This is a genomic window from Pseudomonas sp. ASL8, assembly GCF_056680355.1.
The window spans coordinates 2,406,037-2,427,736 of the sequence record NZ_CM155278.1; the positions used below are offsets into that span (position 1 = coordinate 2,406,037).

Here is a 21,700-nt window from a genome sequence, read left to right on the forward strand (position 1 = left end):
GGGGCGTCAGTATGAAAACGTTTGGGGTCAGTCCGGGGCTTGCGCGTTCGCAACGTGGGACGGTGTTGTTGATCAGTCTGGTCTTCCTGCTGTTGCTGACGTTGAGCTGCCTGTCGTCAATGCAGAATGCGACCCTTCAGGAAAAAATGGCCGGTAGCGTGAAGCTGCGCAACGAGTCTTTCCAGTTCGCGGAGGCCGCCTTGCGGATAGGCGAGTCAGCCGTGCAACGGCCCGATTACTCGCTGCCGGCCTGTCCGACAGTCACCACCTGTGCACCTCCCCCTGAGGCGATCACCTTGACGGCAGCCGGTCCGCGTTCGGCGTCAGGCGTGACGTGGGTAGCCGTCAGTGGCGGTTTTTATGCTGTGCAAAATTTCGCCATAACAACGGACCCCGTCAATGTGCGACCGGTGACTGGATCGCAAGAGCCAGAACAATGGACGTTGTACCGCATCACTGGAGTGGGTGTGCAGGGCGGTTCCCGGACGGTGCTGGAGAGCGTCTATGGCGTTAGCCGCCGAATCATGTGGCGGCAAATACAGTGAAGAGGGAACCCATGCATCGGCAGAATGAAGGCCTCACCTTGATCGAACTGATTATCGTCGTGGCGATAGTAGGCATTCTGTCGGCTGTCGCATACCCGAGCTACACAGAATATGTGAAGAGAACCCATCGCGCCGAAATCGCCGGACTGCTCTCGGAAACCGCCCAGCACCTGGAGCGGTTTTATTCGCGTAATGGGCAGTATTCCGATGTTCCCGGTCCGCCTTCTGTGACGCTTGAGGTCTCTGCCGGAAACGCGTTCTACGCTGTCGTCGCGGATCGCACGAATGCTCAGGCATTTACCCTGACCGCCACGCCTATCGGAACGGCCATGATGAAGGGTGATAAATGCGGCAGTTTTGTAATCGACAATACTGGCAAACGCGACAACCTCAACATGGCCGGTGGGGCTATAACGCTGTTGTGCTGGAGCCGTTAACCCGTCATATACAACGGCCCCACAACAGGGTCGTAGGTCAGGAGGAATTATTTCCAGCAATTAGCGGTGACAGGTGATTTTGTGCCGGTTTGATTAATGCTCAATGTTCCGCACCCATCATTGGCCTGTGCGCCTTGTGGGACTACCTGAAGTGAATAAGTTGCAGCGCCTGTAGCTCCGTTGAAACTGATGACATATTTTCCACTTTGGGATGCGGCGTTGGTAATGCCTATAGCGGCCAAATCTGCGGCTGCGTAGCTATTGTTTTGAGCATAGTAACGCTCCATCCTCGCAACCCCGTCTGCCAGCATTCCGATGCCTTCGGAGCGATAGCCGCGTTGCACGTACGTCGTATAGCTAGGGTAAGCAATCGCGGTAAGGATGCCGATGATTGCCACGGTGATCATCAGTTCGATCAGGGTGAAGCCGTGTTGTGCTTTCGTGACATTACGCATGCTTAATTCCTAAGGCGAGGGAATAACGCGCCAGGTTTGACGGCCATTAAAATTGGGCCCGGTGTACGCGCCGAGGGTGTCGATGTTGTTTTCAATGTTCACGCTGCCGGATCCATTAGATTTGGATGTCACAACAAAACCACCTGCGGCCGTGCTGAAGCCGCTTACGACGGTGTCATTGTATTTGTCAGAGTCGGAAACGGTGCCATTTCTGGACAGGTTGAACACCGAAAAGCTGGTTCGCCCTCCCGTCGTTGGATCAAGGCCATACGTCCATCCGGTGATGCCGGGGGTACACACATCTGTGCTCGGTGTTCGTGTTGACGCAAACAGTACACTGCCGAAAGGGATTATGGGATCAACCAGGCGTTCACCGATTAGCGAGCTCCCAACGACGAGGTCCAGGTACCAGCCGGATTTGCTGCCCCAGTCGACGGAGTTTTTACTGACAGTCCGTATGGCGCTTGTGGATGAGCCAAAGGTTGCGTTGTTGACCTGCAACGTAATGGTTTGCGCCTGTAGGCTGGATCGAGCGAGGATTGGCGTGCTCGCTGCGGCTTGTGCAGCGGTCTGTTTATCCCAGATGCCGTACAAGGTCTGCAGGTCGGTGGTGGACTTATCCGCCGTCGTGAAATAGCGGCCGGTACCGAACACTACCAAAATTCCGTTTGCGCTCGGGTGCCGCACTAAGGTTGGCGGCGCTGTAATGGACTGGACGGCGGAACCCGCTGTATCGCTTGCGGTGGCTGCATAGAGCGGCTTATTGGCAAATGCAACTTTGAAACTACTGGCAGATGCTGTGTCAGTCAGTGAACTTGCGCCGATAAGATCGAAGCGCCACACGTTGCCCTGTAGATCGCCCGCGTACACGTAATCAGCAATGCCGTCGGAGTTGGCATCGAGTACCACCGGGGACGATAAACCATTATTACCGCTGACGGAGGTTGCCAGTTTTTTAATGGTGGCACCCGTGGCAATATTGAGAATAAGCAGCGACGCATTACCGTTGTTGCCATTGTAGCCATTGCCAACGATGACCCCCCATTCCCCTGAATGCAGTTTAGCAATCACGGGTGCCGCAAAGGTGTAACCCAGGTCGGCGTCTGTCTGCGAGGTAAACTCCCACAGCAGTGTAATGTTGTCTGGGTTAGTGACATCCAGTGCGAAAACTTCACGCCCCCCGCCCCCCAGTGTGCCAACAAGTACGGTGTGCCATGCACCGCCAAAGTACACATCCGAGGTCACAGAGGTGCCGTCCACATAATACTTATGCAGTGATGAGTCTGAGTTATAGGTGCTGGTGCTTAAGGTGCTGAGGTTGGAAATGACGGCGGTGGGGATGAAGGCAAACTTTTCGACACCGGTGGTGGTATCGAAAGCGTGCAGCATCCCGTCGTTGGCGCCCACATATACTTGGGCGCGGCGTGAGGCTTGTGTGGTTTTAAACGTAGCGTAGGTCCCTGATGTGCCATCCAGGGTGTCGGCGACAGAAGGCAGGAAGTCAGCGGTGCTGACAACAACCGGTCCGGAGTTGACCACGTCTCCTATCAGCGAGGCGCGCTTGCGAAAGGTTGACGTCTCCTTGCTGGTGTCGCCTCGCACGAAGTCTACCTGCGCAGAGGTCAAGGTGGTTTGAAGCTGAACGCCCGCATACGTGAGGTTTGAGAGGTTGCTGTAAGTAAAGCTCTGCAAGCCTGTGCCGGCCGTGTTGGCCATCATGATCTGTCTCGACCCCCACGCGGGCATCTGTTGGCTCGCGACCCAGTTTTGCACGGTGGTCGTGGTGGTGGTTGTGCCTGTTGTCGTGCTGGACGTGGTGCTCTTGGTCAGATCGCCACTCCAGTAGGCGACGTTTAGGCTATTCACGTACGAAGAGCTTGAGTTGCTGGCGCTAAGCGATTGGGACACTGCAGGCGCGGCCACTGCACTGTTCTTCTGCAAAATCTGATTGAAGGCCTTGGACAATTGAGCTTTCAGGGTAGAGGCGTTGGTCACCAGGAAGTAGTTGTTAGGGGTGCCGGCGGTGTTCGAGTCCCATTGCCCTGCGACAGGCAGGCTGCTCGTTGTATTGGCTGCATCACCGAAACCGCCCCACTTGGCGGCGTACCAGAGTGGGTTCTGCAGGTTGGTAATAGACGTTGTTGATGACGCCGTAAAATTACGCGTATGGGTATCACTGCCATTAACGATAACGCTGTTGGTCTTCCGGCCGGGCAAGAGGGCACAGTTTGCGGGACTTTTGCATGACCCGGGAAGTTGAGTTCCTGGGGTGTCAAGGCTGTATTGAGCTGTCTTAGCTAAACTGCCTCCGCCGGTCACTTCGATATAGATGCCGTCATGCGTAGTACCCGAAATGGTATACCCCATGTGAGACTCTGAGCCCGATACCGAGTAAACAGTCTGCAGCGTAACGTCGAGCGTCCCGGTTGCAGTCACCGCTACCGTGTACAGTACGATAGCGTCCATATCATAGTCACAGCCTTGGCCGCAGTCGTCGAATACCACCCGGAACACAGCCCGTGCTCGACCTCCATTGATGGTGGCATCCGATGGCTGTCCTGGCATGTTATAGAGTGAGTCGATATAAAAACCGGAAAATTGCTCGGTCACGTCGGTACCGACTACTTTGCCGAAGGGCAGCAAGGTAATAGTGCCGGTACCTACGGGCATCTGGATGCGTGGCAGCGTTGACGAGAGCGCAATGGAAAACGTCTGAACTTTTTGGTTGCCAAGTGACGTGATCGGGTGGGTATTCGCAAAGTACGCCACCGCCCCTGCATTAAAGGTTCCCTGTTTCGTCGGTTCTTCCGCGAGCCCTCGTATGGAACCAAAGCTTGATGCTGTTTTGGCCGTAGGGGCTGTGTCGTTAATGGTCAGCACTTCGCCAATATTGATGCTTTTACTACCTCCGACATCCGTGTTCCATATTGTGCTACCGAGGGTCGAAACGCTTAGGTCTTGCAGAGCTGTCGTTGCGGTTGGCTCTGCCGTGGTGGTAAAGCTGCTCCCGGGGAGGTCAGAGTCATAGTTTGGGTTGACGTCGCTGAACAATGTTTCAAAGGGTTTGGAGCAACTGGGGTATGTCGGGTTGGTTGCATTAGCGTTGGGACTGCTCGAGTAGGGGTTAGTCCAGACGGTAAGTCCGCTGAGCCCGGTATCGGCAGAGCCTGAAAGATAGCCGGTCGTAGGCGCGGTGGTGCCGCTGAAATAACGCATGGTTTCGAACATCATTTCAGCAAGCGGATTTCCCCAATTGGGGCAATTGGAGTTGGGGAGGATGTTGCTATAAATATAGCAAGTGGTGGGGCTCAGCTTGATGCCGTCGAGTGTTCCGATGATGCCCCCTTTGGTATAAGTTGAGCCGGATAGGGTCCCGAAAATCCCCGTAGTTGCATCTATTTCGCTTGCAAAGCTGCCCATTGCTTTGCGAAGTGCTCCACCCTGAAGGTTGTTGGTATACGTGCCGGTCATCAGGCCGAAATACATTTGATTGCCTTCACCGTAATCGTGAAGAATACCGGTAGGTTTGTAATGGCCGTTGGGATAGATTTTGCAGTTGCTTTCCAGGAAGTTAGTCTTGCAGACCTCGACTCTCACGTTGAGGTCAGTGGGCGCAACAGTAACGTTTGTAAAGCTTGTATTCGTGGCGGTGGTACCACCCTGGACGCTTTCTCGAGAAACCCAGCCAAATATACGGACGTTGGCAATGTTGGGGAGAACCCTGAGCAGTGGCGGAGAGGTGGACTCATTAGTGCCCTGGCTGTTATTGGCAAACAATGCGTAATTTCCAGCGTCGGGATTCGCGTACGGCGTGTAGTCGGAAAGGTTGTAGCCATCCACCGCGAGGCTCTTATATTCCTTGCCCCACGTGTGTGCGTCTGGAGAGATGTAAGCCCGCGACAAAATGGTTTGCGTTGCCGTATCAACGTAACGGTAGCCGCCGTAGAGTACCTTGCGTAATGCATCGGCCCTGGAGGTGGTCAAATAGTTTAGATAGTCGCCACTCCAGTTGCCGCTGCATTTTTTAGTCGCGGTCGTGGACGTTGGCGAGAAATAGCCGCTTCCATACGTGTAGCATTTATTGGAGTCAAAATAGCCGAGGTACGTGATGGAGGGCTTGTAGCGGATATCAATTGATCCGTCACCGTCAAGGTCTGAGGCGTCGTTGTACGCTGGGAAAAAAAGTTTATGGTCGCGCCCGACAATGAGCATGTTAAGTGGCGGAACCGCGCTATTGACGAACAGGGGCAATTGCGCGGGGATTTGGCTGACAGCGGCTGCCTCTGCTGTCGAAAAATGGAGAATGCACAGGCTGGTGAGCGCAGTGAAAATGATCTGGAATTTTTTTAAACTGTTCATTAGTTGTCCAGTGTTGGCGCGTATTCATTATTTAGAGCAGGCAAGGACACTGCGTAGGATGATGCGCCGTGTGGTCGTATCGCTGGTGCACAGCACCGTCGATGCGCAGGCGTTGATCTCGAAATAATGGAGTCCTTCTCCCGTGGCTGCGTTATTACCGATACTCGGCCCGAGCGGTCCGAGCGGTATTGCATACCATTGAATTTTAGTAGCGTATTCAGTCGTTAACGTTGCCACTTTTGCGGCATTAGCCGCCGTGAAAAGAGGCGGGGTATCTATGTTGGTATCTGCGACGGGCAGCGCCAACTCCTTCAAGGTGTCGCAATTCTCACCGATACGTAAACCGGCTTCCGCTGCGCCAATCAGTGCTTTTTGCTGTTTGAGATTGGCAGTGATTCTTGACTCAAGCGATACACCGCGCATGCTGGAAATACCCAAAACAGTAATCACCAGTAGAAAGACGATCGCTATTATCAATGTCACCCCTGCTTGCTTGCGTGGCACGAGGGTGAGGCGTGGGCTCAAGGGGGCACTCATTGCATCTGGTTCCTGAGCATGATGGTGCTTTGCACGATTTGATAAATTTTGGTGTTGTCGGAAACCGTTCCGCCGAAGCGGTTTTTCCAGTCTGAAAGAACCTTGGGCACCGTCGTGGTATCGCGAATCGTGGAGTTACCGCTTTGCATCAGTGCGGCATAGCGGACAGCGCCTACCGTCAGGGTGGGGCTGGAGCCAAATGCTGTCACTGTTTTGTTATCCCCGGAGCCGTAATCGAAGCGAATATCGGCAACGCCTGTCACCAACTGCTGTGTGGCGCCACCCGTTGTGCAGGTTATTGAATTCGTATTTTTATCAAACTCGATTTTTTCAACGATGAGTGGGTTGATTTGGCCATAAGGACTGACGATGGTGGCTTGATCTGCGCCCGACAGCGCAGCACCTTGGCACGTTATTTCAGCGCGATTACTGGCTTGGTATTGAATACACAGGGATGTCGTCGAGAGTGCTACCACTGAGGCGCCTTCCGGAAAGTTGCAGCCTGAAACCACGGCGCTGCTGGCGGCGAATAAGGTGGTCGGCTTGCTACGGTAGCCCGCTTTGGATAACTCCTGCCCCAGGACTACAAGTGCAAAACGTCCATTTTCCTGGTTGCCAAGCTGGCTCTGCTGAAAGAGGTAGTTTTTTTGGCTAGTAATAAAGATTTGCGTAATGCCGAGCACTAAAAAAGAGCCGATGGTCATGGCAACCATTAACTCGATCAACGAAATACCTCGTTGAAAACGATGGACGCTATTTTTTTTGAACATTGAACTCATCACCGGCGCGTCCTGATTTTGTAAGTGCAGGTCGTACTGCTGTTTGAGGGGTCCATGCAGTCGCTTGCTGTTTTGACGGTCCACGCCAGTTGGATCTCTAGCTCTTTTCCTGAGCCGCAACTTGTAGTGGTTGTGTCGCCTGGGGTTGAACTCCAGCAGATGTAGAAGGTGCTATCTAACAGGTTGCTCGCCCCCGGCAGAGCACTGGCTGCTTGTGCAGCCCAGCATCCCAGCCGGTCATTAAAACTGGCGGGTGTGGGACTACAGGACGACGGAGCGCTTGGAAAGGTCGCGCCGGGAAGTTTCTGACAACTGCCAGATGTACTGCAGTCCGGGCTACTTCGGATCAGCTCCAGCAAATCATCGGCGAGCATGATGGCGGAATTTCGTTGTACCGAGTCCTGGGTGTAAGGGATCGCCTTGCTTTGCAGGCCGACCATGCCCAGCACACCAATAACAATGATCAGAAGACTGACCAGCACCTCTATCATGCTGAAACCGGAAGATTTGCTGGCGGTGCCGGTTATCAATTGCATGCCCCCGCTGGCGCGTTGATACGGCCGCTCGCTTGTACGCCGACATATCGGGTTTGAATCGCGGCGTCTCCGTTGTAGCTAAATTCAAAGCAGGCTGCCGATGAGGCGTTGCCAGTGGGCGAGAACTCGAGACTGCCGACTGTCGCGGTGATGGTGACCCCGGTTTGCAGTCCGCCGACGCCAATCTGTCTGAGTACGAGAGCCGGAGATTTGATGCTCACTGCAATGTCGCCATTCCAGGCAGCGTTATTGGCGCTGGGTGCACTGATGACGATTTTAGTCCCGCGTGTCACTGCCTCGCCGCGCGAGTATTGCAGCAGGTCGTAAAACTCATTGGCTGTAGCGGTTACGCTGTTTCGATGGATCAGGCTGCTGAAACTGGGGATCGCAATAGCGGCAAAGATCCCTACGATGACCATGGTGACGACTAATTCGATCAACGTGAATCCTCGATTAGAGCCTGCTGGGCATGGGCTGTGACGGCTGCGATGCGCTTTCGAATGTCTGAAGCCAGAGCCGAAATCCATTACGGGAATTCCATTTTGCAGGTTGAAATATCGTGATACTACTCAGATTGAAAGTCCTTATGTAATAGATATCCGGGCAATTCACCAGACCAGTGGCAATTTGATCCCTATCAGTCACAACTCTCGTCGTTGCGCGTGACAAGGGCCATAATCGAAACCAGGCTCAAACGTCGACCGCGTACCCTCTGGGGCGTTAGCTCGACGGCGCACATATCTTATTTTACTGTCGGATAAATAATGGCTAAGCATCAGCAAGTAGTGATCGTCGGCGGTGGGGTGATCGGTCTGTTGACCGCGTTCACTCTCGCGGCCGAGGTAGAAAGCGTTGTTTTGCTTGATCGTGCCGACGTCGGTCAGGAGTCGTCCTGGGCGGGTGGCGGTATTGTTTCGCCGCTTTACCCTTGGCGCTATAGCCCGGCGGTGACCGCGTTGGCGCATTGGTCGCAGGATTTTTATCCGCAATTGGCCGAGCGTTTGTTTGCGGCCACGGACATCGATCCCGAGGTGCATACGACCGGCCTGTATTGGCTCGATCTGGATGATGAAAAAGAAGCACTGGAGTGGGCGGTTCGGGAAAACCGGCCGTTGAGTGCGGTGGATATTTCGGCGGCTTACGCGGCGGTGCCGGTGCTAGGCGAGGGGTATTCGCGGGCGATCTACATGGCCAACGTCGCCAACGTGCGTAACCCGCGTCTGGTGAAATCGCTGAAAGCGGCCTTGCTGGCGCTGCCCAACGTCACGCTTCATGAGCAGTGCGAAGTCAGTGGTTTTATCCGCGAAGGTGACAAGGTGCTTGGCGTCCACACTGCGGCCGGTGACGTGCTCGGGGATCGCGTGGTGCTAGCGGCGGGGGCATGGAGTGGTGAACTGCTCAAGACCCTTGGCCTGGAGCTGCCGGTCGAGCCGGTCAAGGGTCAGATGATCCTGTACAAATGCGCCTCGGATTTCCTGCCTCGGATGATCCTTGCCAAGGGTCGCTACGCGATTCCGCGGCGTGACGGGCACATCCTTGTCGGCAGTACGCTGGAATATGAGGGCTTCGACAAAACCACCACGGACAGCGCATTGGAGAGCCTGAAGGCCTCAGCCGTTGAGCTGATCCCTGCACTGGCGGACGCTGAGGTTGTGGGGCATTGGGCGGGGCTGCGTCCTGGCTCGCCTGAAGGCATCCCCTACATCGGGCCTGTGCCCGGGCTTGACGGGTTGTGGCTGAACTGCGGGCATTTCCGCAACGGTCTGGTGCTGGCGCCAGCGTCCTGCCAGTTGCTGTCGGACCTGCTGTCCGGGCGAGAGCCGATCATCGATGCCGCGCCGTATGCGCCAGATGGAAGATTGGTGGGCTGAGGTGCCGGGCTGCTTAATGTAGGAGCTGCCGAAGGCTGCGATAAGGTCGGAACGACCTTTATGTGTATTCGGGGCGCTGTCGTTTGGTGGCCAATCGCAGCCTTTGACAGCTCCTACAATTGACCGAGGTTGCTCCGCGACAGCGTGGAACCCGTCAATCCAGCCCCAGTTTCTTCAGCCGATAGCGCATGGACCGAAACGTCAGGTTCAGGCGTTGGGCGGCGGCGGTGCGGTTCCAGCGGGTTTCTTCCAGGGCCTGGAGGATGAGCTTGCGCTCGACGCTTTCCAGGTAGTCTTCCAGGTTGTCGATCTCGGCCAGGTTGGGGCCGTCGGGGTCGTGGGCGCTGGGTGAGTCGGCCAGGCGCAGGTCGCTGGCGTCGATCTGGTCGTTGTCGCACAGGGTGTAGGCGCGTTCAAGTATGTTTTCAAGCTCGCGCACATTGCCGGGGAATCGATAGCTTTTCAGGGTCTCCAGCGCGTGTGCGTTGAGCTTCGCAGCGGGCTGGCCCGAGCCATTGGCCAAGCGTCGGAGGACGTTGTCGGCGAGTTGGCCGATGTCTTCCCGGCGCTCGCGCAAGGACGGTACGCGCAGTTCGATGACGTTCAGGCGGTAGTACAAATCCTGGCGGAAACGCCCGGCAGCGACTTCGGCGCTCAGGTCTTTGTGGGTCGCGCAAAGAATGCGCACGTCCACCACCAACTCTTGCTGTCCACCCACGCAGCGCACGGCTTTTTCCTGGATAGCGCGCAGCAGCTTGACCTGCATGGCCAGCGGCAGGTCCGCGACTTCATCAAGGAACAGCGTCCCGCCGTTGGCAGCCTGGAACAATCCGGGCTTGTCCTCCACCGCGCCGCTGAAGCTGCCTTTGCGATGGCCAAAGAACTCACTCTCCATGAGTTCGGTGGGAATTGCGCCGCAGTTGACCGGAATAAAGGGTTGGCTGATGCGCGGACCTTGCTCGTGAATCAAACGCGCAACCAGCTCTTTGCCGCTGCCCGACTCGCCACTGATGTAGATCGGCGCCTGACTGCGGGCCAGTTTGCTGATCTGGTTGCGCAACGCACGCATGGGCGGCGAGTTGCCCAGCAAGCGACTGTCGATGCTGCTGCTGTCAGCTGGGGTCGGGGGGGGCAGGCGCAGGGCGCTGGTCACCAGTTCGCGGAGGAGGGTGAGGTCCACCGGCTTGGTCAAAAAGTCGAAGGCCCCGGCTTTGAGTGCATTGATCGCGGTGTCGAGGCTGCCATACGCGGTAATCATCGCGACCGGCACCTGCGGGTGACGTTGCTGGATGTGCTGCACCAGTTCCAGGCCGTTGCCATCGGGCATGCGCATGTCGGTCAGGCACAGGTCGAAAGGCTCGCGCAGCAGCCAGTCGCGCGCTTCTTTGACGTTGCGTGCGCTGCGGGTGTCGAGCTTCATCCGCCCCAGCGTGATCTCCAGAAGTTCGCGGATATCCGGTTCATCGTCGACGATCAGGATTTTTTGCCGTGGGCTCATGTTCAACTCAGTTTGAGCGGATGGGCGAAGGTGATGCGGAAACAGCTCCCGCCACCTTCCCGGGGACTGTAATCCAGATGTGCTTGATTGCTTTCGCACAGCTCGCGGGAAATATAAAGGCCCAGTCCGGTGCCTTTGTTTTCCGTGGTGAAGAAGGGTTCGAAAATCTTCGCTAGATGCTCGCTGGCCACGCCGGGGCCGTCATCAAACACTTCCAGAATCGGCAAGTCGCTGATCGGATCGTGACACAGTTTTAGCCAGACTTGCGCCCGTTCATTGACCTTGGCGCTATACCGCAATGCGTTTTGCAGCAGGTTGGTCAGCACCTGCGTCAGCTGTTCGGGGTCCATGCGCGTCGTCAGGGTCCCAATGCCGATGTCGACATGCAACTGTTGGTTGGCCGTGGCGGCACTGCGAAAGTCGCTGATAAACGGCTCCAGCCAGCGTCTGACATCGAGCCGCTGCGGTTCGGCCTGACGTCGGCGAGACAGTTGCAGGACGTTTTCAATCACCAGGTTCATCCGCCGCGATTGATCGTGGATGATCTGGCCCAAGCGCTGATCAGGCGCCGTCAGATCCTCTGACTCCTTGAGCAACTGGGCGGCATGGCTGATGGCGCCCAGTGGATTGCGAATTTCGTGGGCGATCCCGGCGGTCAGGCGGCCTAATGCGGCGAGCTTGAGTTGCTGGGCCTGCTGGGAGATCTGCGACAGGTCTTCGAGGAAGACCAGCGTGTGACGCCGTTCGTCGCGATTGAGGGCGATGAAGCTTGGTTGCAGCACAGGCCCGAGTGCGGACGTCGCAATGCTCTGCGGGCGCAACATCGGGTTGACCTGCCATTGCTGCAGCCGGTCGACCAGTTGTGGGGAATAGTCGTCGATGGTTTTGCCGATCAGGTGTTCCTGGCCCAGCAGGGTCAGGGCGCCGTGATTGGCCAGCAGCACCTGACGCTGGGCGTCGAGCACCAGAATGCCGGTGCGCATGCGTTGCAGGATCAGCGCGTTGAGTTCTTCGAGGTTGTCGACATCTGCCGCGCGTTCTTTCGCCAGCGACTCGCTAAGGTGCAGGCGATGGGTCAGTGCCTGTACCAACAACGCGGCGGCAAAGCACATGGCGCCAAGCGAGCCAGCCTGGAGATAGTGGTTGTACGCCGACGGTCGATTGAAGCTCAGATAGAACGTCAGGTAAATGATGCCGATGGCTGCAACCGCGGCAATCAACAGCCCGGTGCGCCCTCGCAGCAGTATGTTGCTGATGGCGACCGATGCGATCAGCAGGTTGCCGATGCCGCTGGGCGCGCCGCCGCCTGCGTAGAACAACGCCGAAAGCATCACTGCATCGGCGAGCGCCAGGCTGAATGTCTGCACCGCGTTGTTCGGCCTGTCCAGCAGCACGACGACCAGAATATTGAACACCAGATACAGCCAGCAACCGGTCCGAAAAAGGATCGGGTTGGCCAGCTCCAATAGGTCATCGTCCAGATTGCTGGAGATCATCAGGACCAGCGTGATGCCGATGACCAAGCGATAAAGGTGATAAAGCCGCAGGATACGCTGGGCCTGATTGCCGCTCAGTGAGAGTGTCTCAGCGGTCACGAGAGCCTGGGCCTTGTTCCAGGTGTGTCTGGCTGCAGTACCACTGTTTCCCCACGTTCGATTCCAGGCTCAGCGCACGGTCACGGGGTAGATGGACGCCGCAGTGGGCGCAACGGACCATGGGCTCGGCAGCAATTTCAGGTGGCTCAGTCTTCCTGTCTGGCGCAGAGCGTTTACCCATGCGTTTGAAGAAGTACACCGCCGCCCCGATTAAAACGACCCACAAAAGTAAGCGAACCATGACTACCAGCTTTCTGATTGAAGATTCGGCAGTGTAGCCAAGGAGCTGTCGGGCGCACAGCGGAGAAATGCCCAATAAAAAAAGAGGCCCGCAGGCCTCTTTTTCAATCCGACTGAATTCAGTCGAAAATACCCAACGTCATGTAGCTGAACCACGAGCGGTCTTTACTGTTGCCTTCCGCTTGATGATTCTGCTCGTCGACCTCGTCCTGATTGGCAGGCAGCAATTCCGACGGAATCGCGTCCTTGGCATCCTGGTACTGTTTGAGCACGTCCTGGTTGGCGCGAGTTTCACCTGGCGGCAACGGCGTATTGGTTTCGATCAAGCCCAGGGTGACCTTCGACAGCCATGAGCGGTTGTCCTCGTCGGCGATCTGCGGCACGAACTGGCCATCGACCAGGCTTGGATGGTTCGGGTAGTTCAGCTTGAGGACTTCCAGGCTGGTGGCAGCCAGTTCGTCCAGGTGCATATGCTGATAAGCCTCGACCATCACTGCCAGGCCATCGCCGACGGACGGCGTTTCCTGGAAGTTCTCGACCACGTAGCGGCCACGGTTAGCGGCTGCAACGTAAGCATGACGGGTCAGGTAGTAGTCCGCGACGTGGATCTCGTAGGCAGCCAGTAGGTTACGCAGGTAAATCATGCGCTGCTTGGCATCCGGCGCATAACGGCTGTTGGGGTAGCGGCTGGTGAGCTGGGCGAACTCGTTGTAGGAGTCGCGGGCAGCGCCCGGGTCACGCTTGGTCATGTCCAGCGGCAGGAAGCGAGCCAGCAGGCCGACGTCCTGGTCGAAGGAGGTCAGGCCCTTCAGGTAGTAGGCGTAGTCGACGTTGGGGTGCTGTGGGTGCAAACGAATAAAACGTTCAGCGGCAGACTTCGCAGCCTCCGGCTCACCGTTTTTATAGTTGGCGTAGATCAGCTCCAGCTGTGCCTGATCGGCATAGCGTCCAAAGGGATAACGCGACTCCAGTGCCTTAAGCTTGTTGCTTGCACTGTTGTAGTTGTTGTTGTCCAGGTCGGCCTGCGCCTGCTGGTACAGCTCGACTTCGCTCAGATTTTCGTCGATGACTTCTTTCGATGAACAGGCAGCGGTGAGTGCGAGGATGGCGATCAGCAGCAGGTGTTTCACTTGCATGGCGGCTAGCGTCCCTATGACGGCCCGCTGTCTTGGGCGGGGCCGTCCTGTTATGATGGGCGCCCCGTGAAACCACCGGGGCAAAAGACGCCGTATTTAACCACAAGCGCGCAGCCGAAACCAAAGGCTACGCCGCAGCCTAGTCTGAGCATGTCCGAGAATATAGAACTCCGCGCAGAGGTGCCGTCCGAATTGGGCGGTCAACGCCTCGATCAAGTCGCCGCACAATTATTCGCTGAGCACTCGCGCTCGCGCCTTTCCGCCTGGATAAAAGACGGCTGCCTGACTGTGGACGGAGGCGTTTTGCGCCCACGTGACATCGTTCATGGCGGCGCTGTTCTGCAGCTGTCCGCAGAGCAGGAAGCCCAAGGTGAATGGGTGGCGCAGGATATTGAGCTCGATATCGTCTACGAGGACGATCAAATTATGGTGATCAACAAACCTTCCGGTTTGGTGGTTCACCCAGCAGTGGGTCATGCCGATGGCACGCTGCTTAACGCTCTACTGCACCACTTTCCGGACATCGTCAATGTTCCGCGTGCCGGCATCGTGCACCGTCTGGACAAGGACACCACCGGTCTGATGGTGGTGGCCAAGACAATCCAGGCGCAGACCCAGTTGGTGACGCAGTTGCAGAATCGCAGCGTCAGCCGGATCTATGAATGCATCGTCATTGGTGTTGTCACCGCAGGTGGCAAGATCGACGCACCGATCGGCCGTCACGGCCAGCAGCGTCAGCGCATGGCGGTCATGGAGGGTGGCAAGCAGGCGGTGAGTCATTACCGTGTGCTTGAGCGTTTCCGTTCCCACACCCATGTAAGGGTCAAGCTGGAAACCGGTCGTACTCACCAGATTCGTGTGCACATGGCGCACATCAACTTCCCGTTGGTCGGTGATCCCGCCTACGGTGGGCGCTTCCGTATTCCGCCGGCTGCCAGCGTGACCATGGTCGAATCGTTGAAACATTTCCCGCGTCAGGCGCTGCATGCGCGTTTCCTGGAGCTGGATCATCCGACGACCGGTAAGCGAATGAAGTGGGAATCGCCGCTGCCAGACGATTTTGTCTGGCTGTTGACGCTATTGAAGCAGGATCGCGAGGCGTTCATCGGGTGAACACGTTCGTGACGGACTGGCTGATCCCTGACTGGCCTGCGCCGGCAGGGGTCAAGTCGTGTGTCACCACCCGTGCGGGCGGCGTCAGTCAGGCGTCGTTCGACAGCTTCAATCTGGGTGATCACGTTGATGACTGCCCAGAGTCGGTGGCTGCCAATCGTCAGCGTCTGACATCCAGCCTGAATATCCAGCCTGCCTGGCTACGTCAGGTGCACGGTGTTGTCGTTGCTCAAGCCGATCCTCTTTGTGTTGTCGAAGCCGATGCCAGTTGGACGATGACTCCAGGTGTCGCGTGCACCATCATGACCGCGGACTGCTTGCCAGCGCTGTTTTGTGATCGTGCGGGCAGTCGTGTCGCGGCGGCCCATGCCGGTTGGCGTGGTCTGGCTGCTGGCGTACTGGAGGCGACGGTCGATCGTTTGGCAGTGCCGGCGAACGACATTCTGGTCTGGCTCGGCCCGGCCATCGGTCCGCAAGCGTTCGAAGTCGGACCGGAAGTTCGTGAAGCGTTTATAAGTACTCACCCCGAAACCGCCCTGGCATTTGTGCCAAGCCTCAATGCCGGTCGCTTCATGGCCGATATCTATGTCCTCGCGCGTCTGCGTCTGGCGGCATGTGGTGTGACGGCGGTGTATGGCGGCGGCTTCTGCACAGTCAATGATCCACGCTTCTATTCCTATCGCCGGAGCGCTCGCACCGGTCGTTTCGCCTCTCTGGTCTGGATTGACTGAGTCGACTACGCTCACTCATCATAATTGCTGACTTACGTCAATCAAACAGCGCTTGAATCCTGCAAAATCGACCACATCTAATGGGCAGTCCAGCAGGTTTTCTTTATAGGTGTCTCCATCGCTCCGGCCTGCTTAATAAGGAAGGTAACTAATGCGTATAGACCAGTTAACCAGCAAGTTGCAGTTGGCTTTATCTGATGCTCAGTCCCTGGCTGTGGGGTTGGACCATTCAGGCATTGAGCCGGCGCACTTGATGCAGGCGCTGCTTGAACAGCAGGGCGGTACGATCAGGCCCCTGCTGATGCAGGTCGGCTTTGACGTCAACAGCCTGCGCAAGGCGTTGAGCAAAGAGCTCGACCAACTGCCGAAAATCCAGAACCCTACCGGCGACGTGAATATGTCGCAGGATTTGGCGCGCCTGCTCAATCAGGCTGATCGCCTGGCGCAGCAGAAGGGCGACCAGTTCATCTCCAGCGAGTTGGTGCTGCTGGCGGCAATGGACGAGAACAACAAGCTTGGCAAACTCTTGCTGGGCCAGGGCGTCAGTAAGAAGGCGCTTGAAAACGCCATTACCAACCTGCGTGGCGGTGCGGCGGTCAATGATGCCAACGTCGAGGAGTCGCGTCAGGCGTTGGATAAATACACCATCGACCTCACCAAGCGCGCCGAAGAAGGCAAGCTCGACCCGGTGATCGGTCGTGATGACGAAATTCGTCGGACCATTCAGGTGCTGCAGCGTCGGACCAAGAACAACCCGGTGCTGATCGGTGAGCCTGGCGTGGGTAAAACCGCGATTGTCGAGGGCCTGGCCCAGCGGATCGTCAACGGTGAAGTGCCGGATGGCCTTAAAGGCAAGCGTGTACTGTCGCTGGACATGGGCGCACTGATTGCCGGTGCCAAGTTCCGCGGTGAATTCGAAGAACGGTTGAAAGCGCTGCTGAACGAGCTGTCGAAGCAGGAAGGTCAGATCATCCTGTTCATTGATGAGCTGCACACCATGGTCGGCGCCGGTAAAGGCGAAGGCGCGATGGATGCAGGCAACATGCTCAAGCCTGCTCTGGCTCGCGGCGAGCTGCACTGCGTCGGCGCGACCACGCTCAACGAATACCGTCAATATATAGAGAAGGACGCGGCCCTCGAGCGGCGCTTCCAGAAAGTGCTGGTGGATGAGCCAAGTGAAGAAGACACCATCGCGATCCTGCGTGGCTTGAAAGAGCGCTACGAAGTCCACCACAAGGTTGCTATTACCGACGGCGCGATCATCGCGGCGGCCAAGTTGAGCCATCGCTATATCACTGATCGTCAATTGCCGGACAAGGCCATCGACTTGATCGACGAAGCGGCCAGCCGTATTCGGATGGAAATCGACTCCAAGCCGGAAGTGCTCGACCGTCTTGAGCGGCGCCTGATTCAACTCAAGGTCGAATCCCAGGCCCTGAAAAAAGAAGACGACGAAGCCGCAATCAAACGTCTGGAGAAACTTCAGGAGGAAATTGCCCGGCTTGAGCGTGAGTACGCCGATCTCGAAGAAATCTGGACCTCGGAAAAAGCCGAGGTTCAAGGTTCGGCGCAGATTCAGCAGAAAATCGAACAGTCGCGTCAGGAGCTGGAAGCGGCCCGTCGTCGTGGCGATCTGAATCGGATGGCAGAGTTGCAGTACGGGATTATCCCTGATCTGGAGCGCAGCCTGCAGATGGTCGATCAGCACGGCAAAAGCGAAAACCAGTTACTGCGCAGCAAAGTGACCGAAGAAGAGATTGCCGAGGTCGTGTCCAAGTGGACCGGGATCCCGGTCTCGAAAATGCTCGAAGGCGAACGCGACAAGCTGCTGAAGATGGAAAGCCTGTTGCACCAACGCGTGATTGGCCAGGACGAAGCCGTGGTCGCGGTATCCAACGCCGTGCGGCGCTCGCGTGCCGGGTTGTCCGATCCGGATCGTCCGAGCGGCTCGTTCCTGTTCCTCGGCCCTACCGGTGTCGGTAAGACGGAGCTGTGCAAGGCGCTGGCCGAGTTCCTGTTCGATACCGAAGAGGCGATGGTGCGTATCGACATGTCCGAGTTCATGGAGAAACACTCTGTGGCTCGCCTGATCGGCGCGCCTCCGGGCTACGTGGGCTATGAAGAGGGCGGCTACCTTACCGAGGCCGTGCGGCGTAAGCCTTATTCAGTGATCTTGCTGGATGAAGTGGAAAAGGCTCACCCGGACGTGTTCAACGTGCTGCTGCAGGTGCTTGAGGATGGTCGTCTGACTGACAGCCACGGACGCACGGTGGATTTCCGCAATACCGTGATCGTGATGACCTCCAACCTGGGCTCGGTGCAGATCCAGGAGTTGGTTGGTGATCGCGAGGCGCAGCGTGCGGCGGTGATGGACGCAGTCAGTTCGCACTTCCGTCCTGAGTTCATCAACCGTATCGATGAAGTCGTGGTGTTCGAGCCATTGGCGCGTGATCAGATTGCTGGCATCGCCAACATTCAGCTAGGCCGTTTGCGTGGTCGTCTGGCTGAGCGCGAGCTGAAGCTGGAGCTGAGCGCCGAGGCGCTGGATAAACTGATCGCGGTGGGTTACGACCCGGTGTACGGCGCACGGCCTCTGAAGCGTGCGATACAGCGCTGGATCGAAAACCCGTTGGCGCAGTTGATTCTGTCCGGGCACTTCCTGCCTGGCGCCACCGTGACCGGTACCGTGGTCGGCGACGAGATTGCTTTCGGCTGATTCGTTCGTTGTATCTATATATAGAAGGGCCCTCCTCGTGAGGGCCTTTTTATCAGCGCGGCGTTAGGGGCGAGAAACCGGGATATCAGGTGTAAGCCGGGCTATCCGAAAAAAATCGCAAATCATTGTCTTAAATGCAGTTTTAAGGGTTGACAGTCTTTTTTAAAATTGTAGAATAGCGCGCCTCAGAGACGCGAACGTAGCGATGCAAACGGGTCGTTGAGGCTGAAATAAGCAGCAAATTCAGCGCAGTAGTTGTAGAAGTTACGTCTGAAATGCATAGTTCCGCGATAGCTCAGTTGGTAGAGCAAATGACTGTTAATCATTGGGTCCCTGGTTCGAGTCCAGGTCGTGGAGCCATTTTCATCAAGATGTAGCTGTATTATCGGGGTATAGCGCAGTCCGGTAGCGCGCCTGCTTTGGGAGCAGGATGTCAGGAGTTCGAATCCCCTTACCCCGACCATTTTTGGGTCGTTAGCTCAGTTGGTAGAGCAGTTGGCTTTTAACCAATTGGTCGTAGGTTCGAATCCCACACGACCCACCATTTTTGGCTTCAAAGTAATCTTTGAAGCCGAATCTTATAGATCTGATGCCATGAGTGTCAGGTCGCAAGACAGCTTGTTGAGGTGTCTCTAAAGTTTCAACCGGGGTATAGCGCAGTCCGGTAGCGCGCCTGCTTTGGGAGCAGGATGTCAGGAGTTCGAATCCCCTTACCCCGACCATATTCTACTCAGGTTGTACATGGGTTGAAGATCAAGGCGAGATGCGATGCGCATCGAAGCCAAATAAAAAAGGCGTCCCTCGGGACGCCTTTTTTTATGCCTTTGATTTGAGGTTGATACTGGTTTTGTAGGAGATGCCGCCCGGTTTTCGGCGCAGCTCATAACGTCAGATAACTCAACAAGCGGCTCAACAGGCCCAGACCAATCACCACGATCAGCACCACAGCAAGGAGCAGCCACGGCCTGAAAGGCCTGCGCTCGACGGTATGCACGGGTGTTCGCAGGTACTCTTCGACGCGTTGTTGATCTTCAGGGTTCAGGCGGCTGGTCATTTGAGCCTCATTCGGTCGGTGAAAACACATGAGTGGAAGTCTAGTCGTGAAAACCGGACTCTCTTGGTGTCAGGCACGAATGATCTAAAGGGGTTCGATGCACAGGGCGTCGTCCAGGCGAATGATCCCGCTTTGCAGCACCCGTGCAGTGATTCCGCCGTGGCCACGCAGGGCCTGAAAGGTGCCATGTCCCAAGCGTTGCTCAAGCCGGGCGCAGGGTTGGCACCAGCCGGTGGTTTCCAGGATCGCCTGACCGACTTTGAAGCGTCGTCCCTTGAGGCTGAACAGGTTGATGCCGCTGATCACCAGATTGCGCCGCAGGTCTTGCGGCACGATGGGGTTTTTCTCGGTCCGGCTCATTAACGAGCTGACCACCGCCAGATGCTCCCACTGGATCAGCGTCACCTGGCGTGCGTTACGCGGGCCTGGCCGCGAATGATCGCCCGTCAGGCCAGCCTCACGGCGTGCTTCCACCGCTTCAAGCTCGATCATGTCGATGCGGGATTCGGGGCGTACGCCGATCCAGCGTACCTGGCCCTGTTGAGGGACATCCGCCAGCAGTGCTTGCAGTGGGCTGGTCTGTAACGGGTTCATAAGCTGATTCCAACATCGAAAACGACACTGCGACCTAGATTGGTTCGCAGGAAATCCGGTGCATCCGGGTGCGCGAACAGCACGCGGGCGAAGGTTGGTCCGACCAACGATAACGAGCGCCAGCCTTGGCGCAGGTATTCCGTGGGTGGCGGAAAGTGACTGTTCAGGTCGAGCACTTCACGCTTGAGGCTGGCGAAAGCAATGATGTCCAGTTCGCCGAGGTCCAGCCCGCGTTCGCCGTAGTTGTGTGCTTTTTTACGCAAGGTGGGTGCGAGGCGCTGCAACAGTTCATGGGCCGCGATGCGCTTGGGTTTCGCCTCGCGCCGCACCAGTTGGCTTAACGAAAACGCGCTGCGCCGCCGCTGTAACTCTTCGCGCCACTCGTCGTTCAACCGACGGCCTTCATCGAGAACAAAAAACACTTCGAAACTCGCATCGCGAAACAGCACGTCTGGCGGTTCTTGTCCGGCCGGGGTGAAGTCTTCATTGCGGTGCGTGATATTCAGGCCTTGCAGCAAACGCTGGCAAACCCAACGCTCACGCTCCCACTTACGCGCATTGGAGAGGAACGCGTTGGCTTGTTCGGCCTGGATCGTAAGCAGGCGTAAATAATCTGAGTCATCCATGAACCAAGCTTAGCGTTCATTTAGGTCCTGAAAAATAGAGTCTTTCAGACTTTTTACCGAATAACCCCTGCCTGCGGCATTAGGTCCACGGCAAAGGTTTGAGGCTCATCCGCCTTCAGGGCTCGGATTCGAAAAGGCTATTTGTTTGAGTGATTGAAACGGAGTGTTGCGTGCATGAAATTTAGGTGGTAGTTTTTCATGAAATTATTAAATAATAATTTCACAGGCGCCTGCATGTTTCAGCAATCAACCCCGCACGTTACCCGCTATTACGCTCACCTTTTGGAGCGCCTGGCATGAACAAGCAAGAAGAAATCGCTGCCTTGGCGATCCTTATTCGCGATCTGCGCAAGCACAAGAAATACACCCTGAAGGAACTGGCAGACAAAATCGGCCGTTCCGTCGGCTTTCTCTCGCAAGTCGAGCGTGGTTTGTCACGGCCCACCGTGGCTGATTTGACGGCGATCAGTGAAACCTTTGGGGTACCGACTACCTATTTTTACAGTTTGCCAAAACTCAAGGAGTTGCCTTGGGTTACCCGGCCGGATGAGCGACGCACGCTGTATTTCGCCAACGGGATTACCGATATTTTGGTCTCGCCGAAGATGAAGGCCGCCTTCTCCATGCTCGAAAGCCAGCTGGAGGCGGGTGCCAGCAGTGGCGAGAGGCACTTGAGCGACAGCTCCGAGCAGGGTGGCTATGTCCTGGAAGGCGAATTGACGCTGTGGCTGAAGGATGACGAGGAGCCGGTCACCTTGTACCCCGGCGACAGTTTCCAACTGGCCAGCCATACCCATTGTCGCTACGGCAACCTCACGGATCAGCTCACCCGGGTTCTATGGGTTTACACCTGATAACACCGACAAAAATCAAAGGAA

At 56.6% G+C, this 21,700-nt stretch carries 20 protein-coding genes and 4 tRNA genes; 11 read left to right on the top strand and 13 right to left on the bottom strand.

Annotated elements, in window-relative coordinates; all coding sequences use genetic code 11:
- Positions 1-11 precede the first annotated feature (11 nt).
- Together AC1MEA_RS10965 and AC1MEA_RS10970 are read left to right on the top strand one after the other, a co-directional pair.
- A complete protein-coding gene (locus AC1MEA_RS10965) occupies positions 12-545 on the top strand; it encodes a pilus assembly PilX family protein (RefSeq protein WP_480917803.1) in 534 nt (177 codons plus the stop codon).
- Between the two features lie 11 nt (positions 546-556).
- Positions 557-982 carry a type IV pilin protein gene (locus AC1MEA_RS10970; protein ID WP_480917804.1) on the top strand — a complete coding sequence of 142 codons (426 nt, stop codon included), beginning with the start codon at positions 557-559 and terminating at the stop codon, positions 980-982.
- Between the two features lie 47 nt (positions 983-1,029).
- Here the strand turns inward: AC1MEA_RS10970 and AC1MEA_RS10975 are convergent, their stop codons facing one another.
- From AC1MEA_RS10975 to AC1MEA_RS11000, 6 genes are read right to left on the bottom strand one after another with little or no spacing between them, the layout of a single operon-like run.
- A complete protein-coding gene (locus AC1MEA_RS10975; protein ID WP_449635447.1) occupies positions 1,030-1,437 on the bottom strand; it encodes a type IV pilin protein in 408 nt (135 codons plus the stop codon).
- Positions 1,438-1,446: 9 nt separating this feature from the next.
- Positions 1,447-5,796, bottom strand: coding sequence for a pilus assembly protein (locus AC1MEA_RS10980; protein WP_449635446.1), 4,350 nt, complete (start codon positions 5,794-5,796; stop codon positions 1,447-1,449).
- A 27-nt stretch (positions 5,797-5,823) separates the two neighbouring features.
- A complete protein-coding gene (locus tag AC1MEA_RS10985) occupies positions 5,824-6,333 on the bottom strand; it encodes a pilus assembly PilX family protein (RefSeq protein ID WP_449635445.1) in 510 nt (169 codons plus the stop codon).
- A complete protein-coding gene (locus tag AC1MEA_RS10990; RefSeq protein ID WP_449635444.1) occupies positions 6,330-7,112 on the bottom strand; it encodes a prepilin-type N-terminal cleavage/methylation domain-containing protein in 783 nt (260 codons plus the stop codon). Before AC1MEA_RS10990 ends, AC1MEA_RS10985 begins: the two co-directional genes overlap by 4 nt.
- On the bottom strand, positions 7,112-7,648 hold the full coding sequence (gene pilV, locus AC1MEA_RS10995) for a type IV pilus modification protein PilV (RefSeq protein WP_480917805.1): 537 nt from the start codon (positions 7,646-7,648) through the stop codon (positions 7,112-7,114). The genes AC1MEA_RS10990 and pilV overlap by 1 nt, the downstream gene beginning before the upstream one ends.
- Entirely contained in the window at positions 7,639-8,088 is a 450-nt protein-coding gene (locus AC1MEA_RS11000; protein WP_480917806.1) for a GspH/FimT family pseudopilin, read from the bottom strand. Before AC1MEA_RS11000 ends, pilV begins: the two co-directional genes overlap by 10 nt.
- A 324-nt stretch (positions 8,089-8,412) precedes the next feature.
- On the opposite strand from AC1MEA_RS11000, the gene thiO reads away from it, so the two are divergent.
- Positions 8,413-9,519, top strand: a complete 1,107-nt coding sequence (thiO, locus tag AC1MEA_RS11005; RefSeq protein ID WP_480917807.1) for a glycine oxidase ThiO — start codon at positions 8,413-8,415, stop codon at positions 9,517-9,519.
- A 154-nt stretch (positions 9,520-9,673) separates the two neighbouring features.
- Here thiO and AC1MEA_RS11010 read toward each other — a convergent pair whose 3' ends face one another.
- The 4 genes from AC1MEA_RS11010 to AC1MEA_RS11025 all read right to left on the bottom strand — a co-directional run bounded on the left by AC1MEA_RS11010 (position 9,674) and on the right by AC1MEA_RS11025 (position 13,988).
- Positions 9,674-11,017 (bottom strand): sigma-54-dependent transcriptional regulator, encoded by a 1,344-nt coding sequence (locus tag AC1MEA_RS11010; protein ID WP_480917808.1) that lies wholly within the window; start codon positions 11,015-11,017, stop codon positions 9,674-9,676.
- A gap of 2 nt (positions 11,018-11,019) precedes the next feature.
- Complete coding sequence (locus AC1MEA_RS11015) at positions 11,020-12,612, bottom strand: sensor histidine kinase (RefSeq protein WP_480917809.1); 1,593 nt, start codon at positions 12,610-12,612, stop codon at positions 11,020-11,022.
- Positions 12,602-12,853, bottom strand: coding sequence for a PP0621 family protein (locus AC1MEA_RS11020; protein WP_449635438.1), 252 nt, complete (start codon positions 12,851-12,853; stop codon positions 12,602-12,604). Before AC1MEA_RS11020 ends, AC1MEA_RS11015 begins: the two co-directional genes overlap by 11 nt.
- A 118-nt stretch (positions 12,854-12,971) precedes the next feature.
- Positions 12,972-13,988, bottom strand: a complete 1,017-nt coding sequence (locus AC1MEA_RS11025) for an outer membrane protein assembly factor BamD (RefSeq protein ID WP_449635437.1) — start codon at positions 13,986-13,988, stop codon at positions 12,972-12,974.
- 150 nt (positions 13,989-14,138) lie between these two features.
- Between AC1MEA_RS11025 and rluD the strand changes: the two genes are divergently transcribed.
- The 7 genes from rluD (at position 14,139) to AC1MEA_RS11060 (ending at position 19,270) form a co-directional block, all read left to right on the top strand.
- Positions 14,139-15,101, top strand: a complete 963-nt coding sequence (rluD, locus tag AC1MEA_RS11030) for a 23S rRNA pseudouridine(1911/1915/1917) synthase RluD (RefSeq protein WP_480917810.1) — start codon at positions 14,139-14,141, stop codon at positions 15,099-15,101.
- Positions 15,102-15,109: 8 nt separating this feature from the next.
- Entirely contained in the window at positions 15,110-15,832 is a 723-nt protein-coding gene (pgeF, locus tag AC1MEA_RS11035) for a peptidoglycan editing factor PgeF (RefSeq protein WP_480918126.1), read from the top strand.
- Between the two features lie 151 nt (positions 15,833-15,983).
- A complete protein-coding gene (gene clpB / locus AC1MEA_RS11040) occupies positions 15,984-18,548 on the top strand; it encodes an ATP-dependent chaperone ClpB (protein WP_449635436.1) in 2,565 nt (854 codons plus the stop codon).
- Positions 18,549-18,832: 284 nt separating this feature from the next.
- Positions 18,833-18,908: transfer RNA gene (locus tag AC1MEA_RS11045), tRNA-Asn, on the top strand.
- Positions 18,909-18,934: 26 nt separating this feature from the next.
- A tRNA-Pro gene (locus AC1MEA_RS11050) sits at positions 18,935-19,011 on the top strand.
- 5 nt (positions 19,012-19,016) lie between these two features.
- Positions 19,017-19,092 (top strand) — tRNA-Lys (locus AC1MEA_RS11055).
- 101 nt (positions 19,093-19,193) lie between these two features.
- Positions 19,194-19,270 (top strand) — tRNA-Pro (locus AC1MEA_RS11060).
- A 158-nt stretch (positions 19,271-19,428) separates the two neighbouring features.
- Here AC1MEA_RS11060 and AC1MEA_RS11065 read toward each other — a convergent pair.
- The 3 genes from AC1MEA_RS11065 to AC1MEA_RS11075 all read right to left on the bottom strand — a co-directional run bounded on the left by AC1MEA_RS11065 (position 19,429) and on the right by AC1MEA_RS11075 (position 20,822).
- Positions 19,429-19,602: a DUF3094 family protein gene (locus AC1MEA_RS11065; RefSeq protein ID WP_219062345.1), complete on the bottom strand. Its 174-nt coding sequence runs from the start codon at positions 19,600-19,602 to the stop codon at positions 19,429-19,431.
- Between the two features lie 84 nt (positions 19,603-19,686).
- Positions 19,687-20,196, bottom strand: a complete 510-nt coding sequence (locus tag AC1MEA_RS11070; protein ID WP_480917811.1) for an MOSC domain-containing protein — start codon at positions 20,194-20,196, stop codon at positions 19,687-19,689.
- Positions 20,193-20,822, bottom strand: a complete 630-nt coding sequence (locus AC1MEA_RS11075; RefSeq protein ID WP_480917812.1) for a DUF1780 domain-containing protein — start codon at positions 20,820-20,822, stop codon at positions 20,193-20,195. Before AC1MEA_RS11075 ends, AC1MEA_RS11070 begins: the two co-directional genes overlap by 4 nt.
- Positions 20,823-21,118: 296 nt before the next feature.
- Here AC1MEA_RS11075 and AC1MEA_RS11080 point away from each other — a divergent pair, with 296 nt between their 5' ends.
- Positions 21,119-21,676, top strand: a complete 558-nt coding sequence (locus tag AC1MEA_RS11080) for a helix-turn-helix domain-containing protein (RefSeq protein ID WP_480917813.1) — start codon at positions 21,119-21,121, stop codon at positions 21,674-21,676.
- Positions 21,677-21,700 lie beyond the last annotated feature (24 nt).

Excerpts from the sequence above, each read along its gene's own strand:
- AC1MEA_RS11080 (WP_480917813.1), top strand. The coding sequence starts at position 21,119 with ATGAACAAGCAAGAAGAAATCGCTGCCTTGGCGATCCTTATTCGCGAT.
- AC1MEA_RS10975 (WP_449635447.1), bottom strand. The coding sequence starts at position 1,437 with ATGCGTAATGTCACGAAAGCACAACACGGCTTCACCCTGATCGAACTG.
- AC1MEA_RS10970 (WP_480917804.1), top strand. The coding sequence starts at position 557 with ATGCATCGGCAGAATGAAGGCCTCACCTTGATCGAACTGATTATCGTC.
- AC1MEA_RS11065 (WP_219062345.1), bottom strand. The coding sequence starts at position 19,602 with ATGACCAGCCGCCTGAACCCTGAAGATCAACAACGCGTCGAAGAGTAC.
- AC1MEA_RS11010 (WP_480917808.1), bottom strand. The coding sequence starts at position 11,017 with ATGAGCCCACGGCAAAAAATCCTGATCGTCGACGATGAACCGGATATC.
- AC1MEA_RS10985 (WP_449635445.1), bottom strand. The coding sequence starts at position 6,333 with ATGAGTGCCCCCTTGAGCCCACGCCTCACCCTCGTGCCACGCAAGCAA.
- AC1MEA_RS10990 (WP_449635444.1), bottom strand. The coding sequence starts at position 7,112 with ATGAGTTCAATGTTCAAAAAAAATAGCGTCCATCGTTTTCAACGAGGT.
- AC1MEA_RS10965 (WP_480917803.1), top strand. The coding sequence starts at position 12 with ATGAAAACGTTTGGGGTCAGTCCGGGGCTTGCGCGTTCGCAACGTGGG.
- AC1MEA_RS11020 (WP_449635438.1), bottom strand. The coding sequence starts at position 12,853 with ATGGTTCGCTTACTTTTGTGGGTCGTTTTAATCGGGGCGGCGGTGTAC.
- AC1MEA_RS10980 (WP_449635446.1), bottom strand. The coding sequence starts at position 5,796 with ATGAACAGTTTAAAAAAATTCCAGATCATTTTCACTGCGCTCACCAGC.
- AC1MEA_RS11075 (WP_480917812.1), bottom strand. The coding sequence starts at position 20,822 with ATGGATGACTCAGATTATTTACGCCTGCTTACGATCCAGGCCGAACAA.
- AC1MEA_RS11025 (WP_449635437.1), bottom strand. The coding sequence starts at position 13,988 with ATGCAAGTGAAACACCTGCTGCTGATCGCCATCCTCGCACTCACCGCT.
- thiO (WP_480917807.1), top strand. The coding sequence starts at position 8,413 with ATGGCTAAGCATCAGCAAGTAGTGATCGTCGGCGGTGGGGTGATCGGT.
- pilV (WP_480917805.1), bottom strand. The coding sequence starts at position 7,648 with ATGCAATTGATAACCGGCACCGCCAGCAAATCTTCCGGTTTCAGCATG.
- AC1MEA_RS11070 (WP_480917811.1), bottom strand. The coding sequence starts at position 20,196 with ATGAACCCGTTACAGACCAGCCCACTGCAAGCACTGCTGGCGGATGTC.
- rluD (WP_480917810.1), top strand. The coding sequence starts at position 14,139 with ATGTCCGAGAATATAGAACTCCGCGCAGAGGTGCCGTCCGAATTGGGC.
- clpB (WP_449635436.1), top strand. The coding sequence starts at position 15,984 with ATGCGTATAGACCAGTTAACCAGCAAGTTGCAGTTGGCTTTATCTGAT.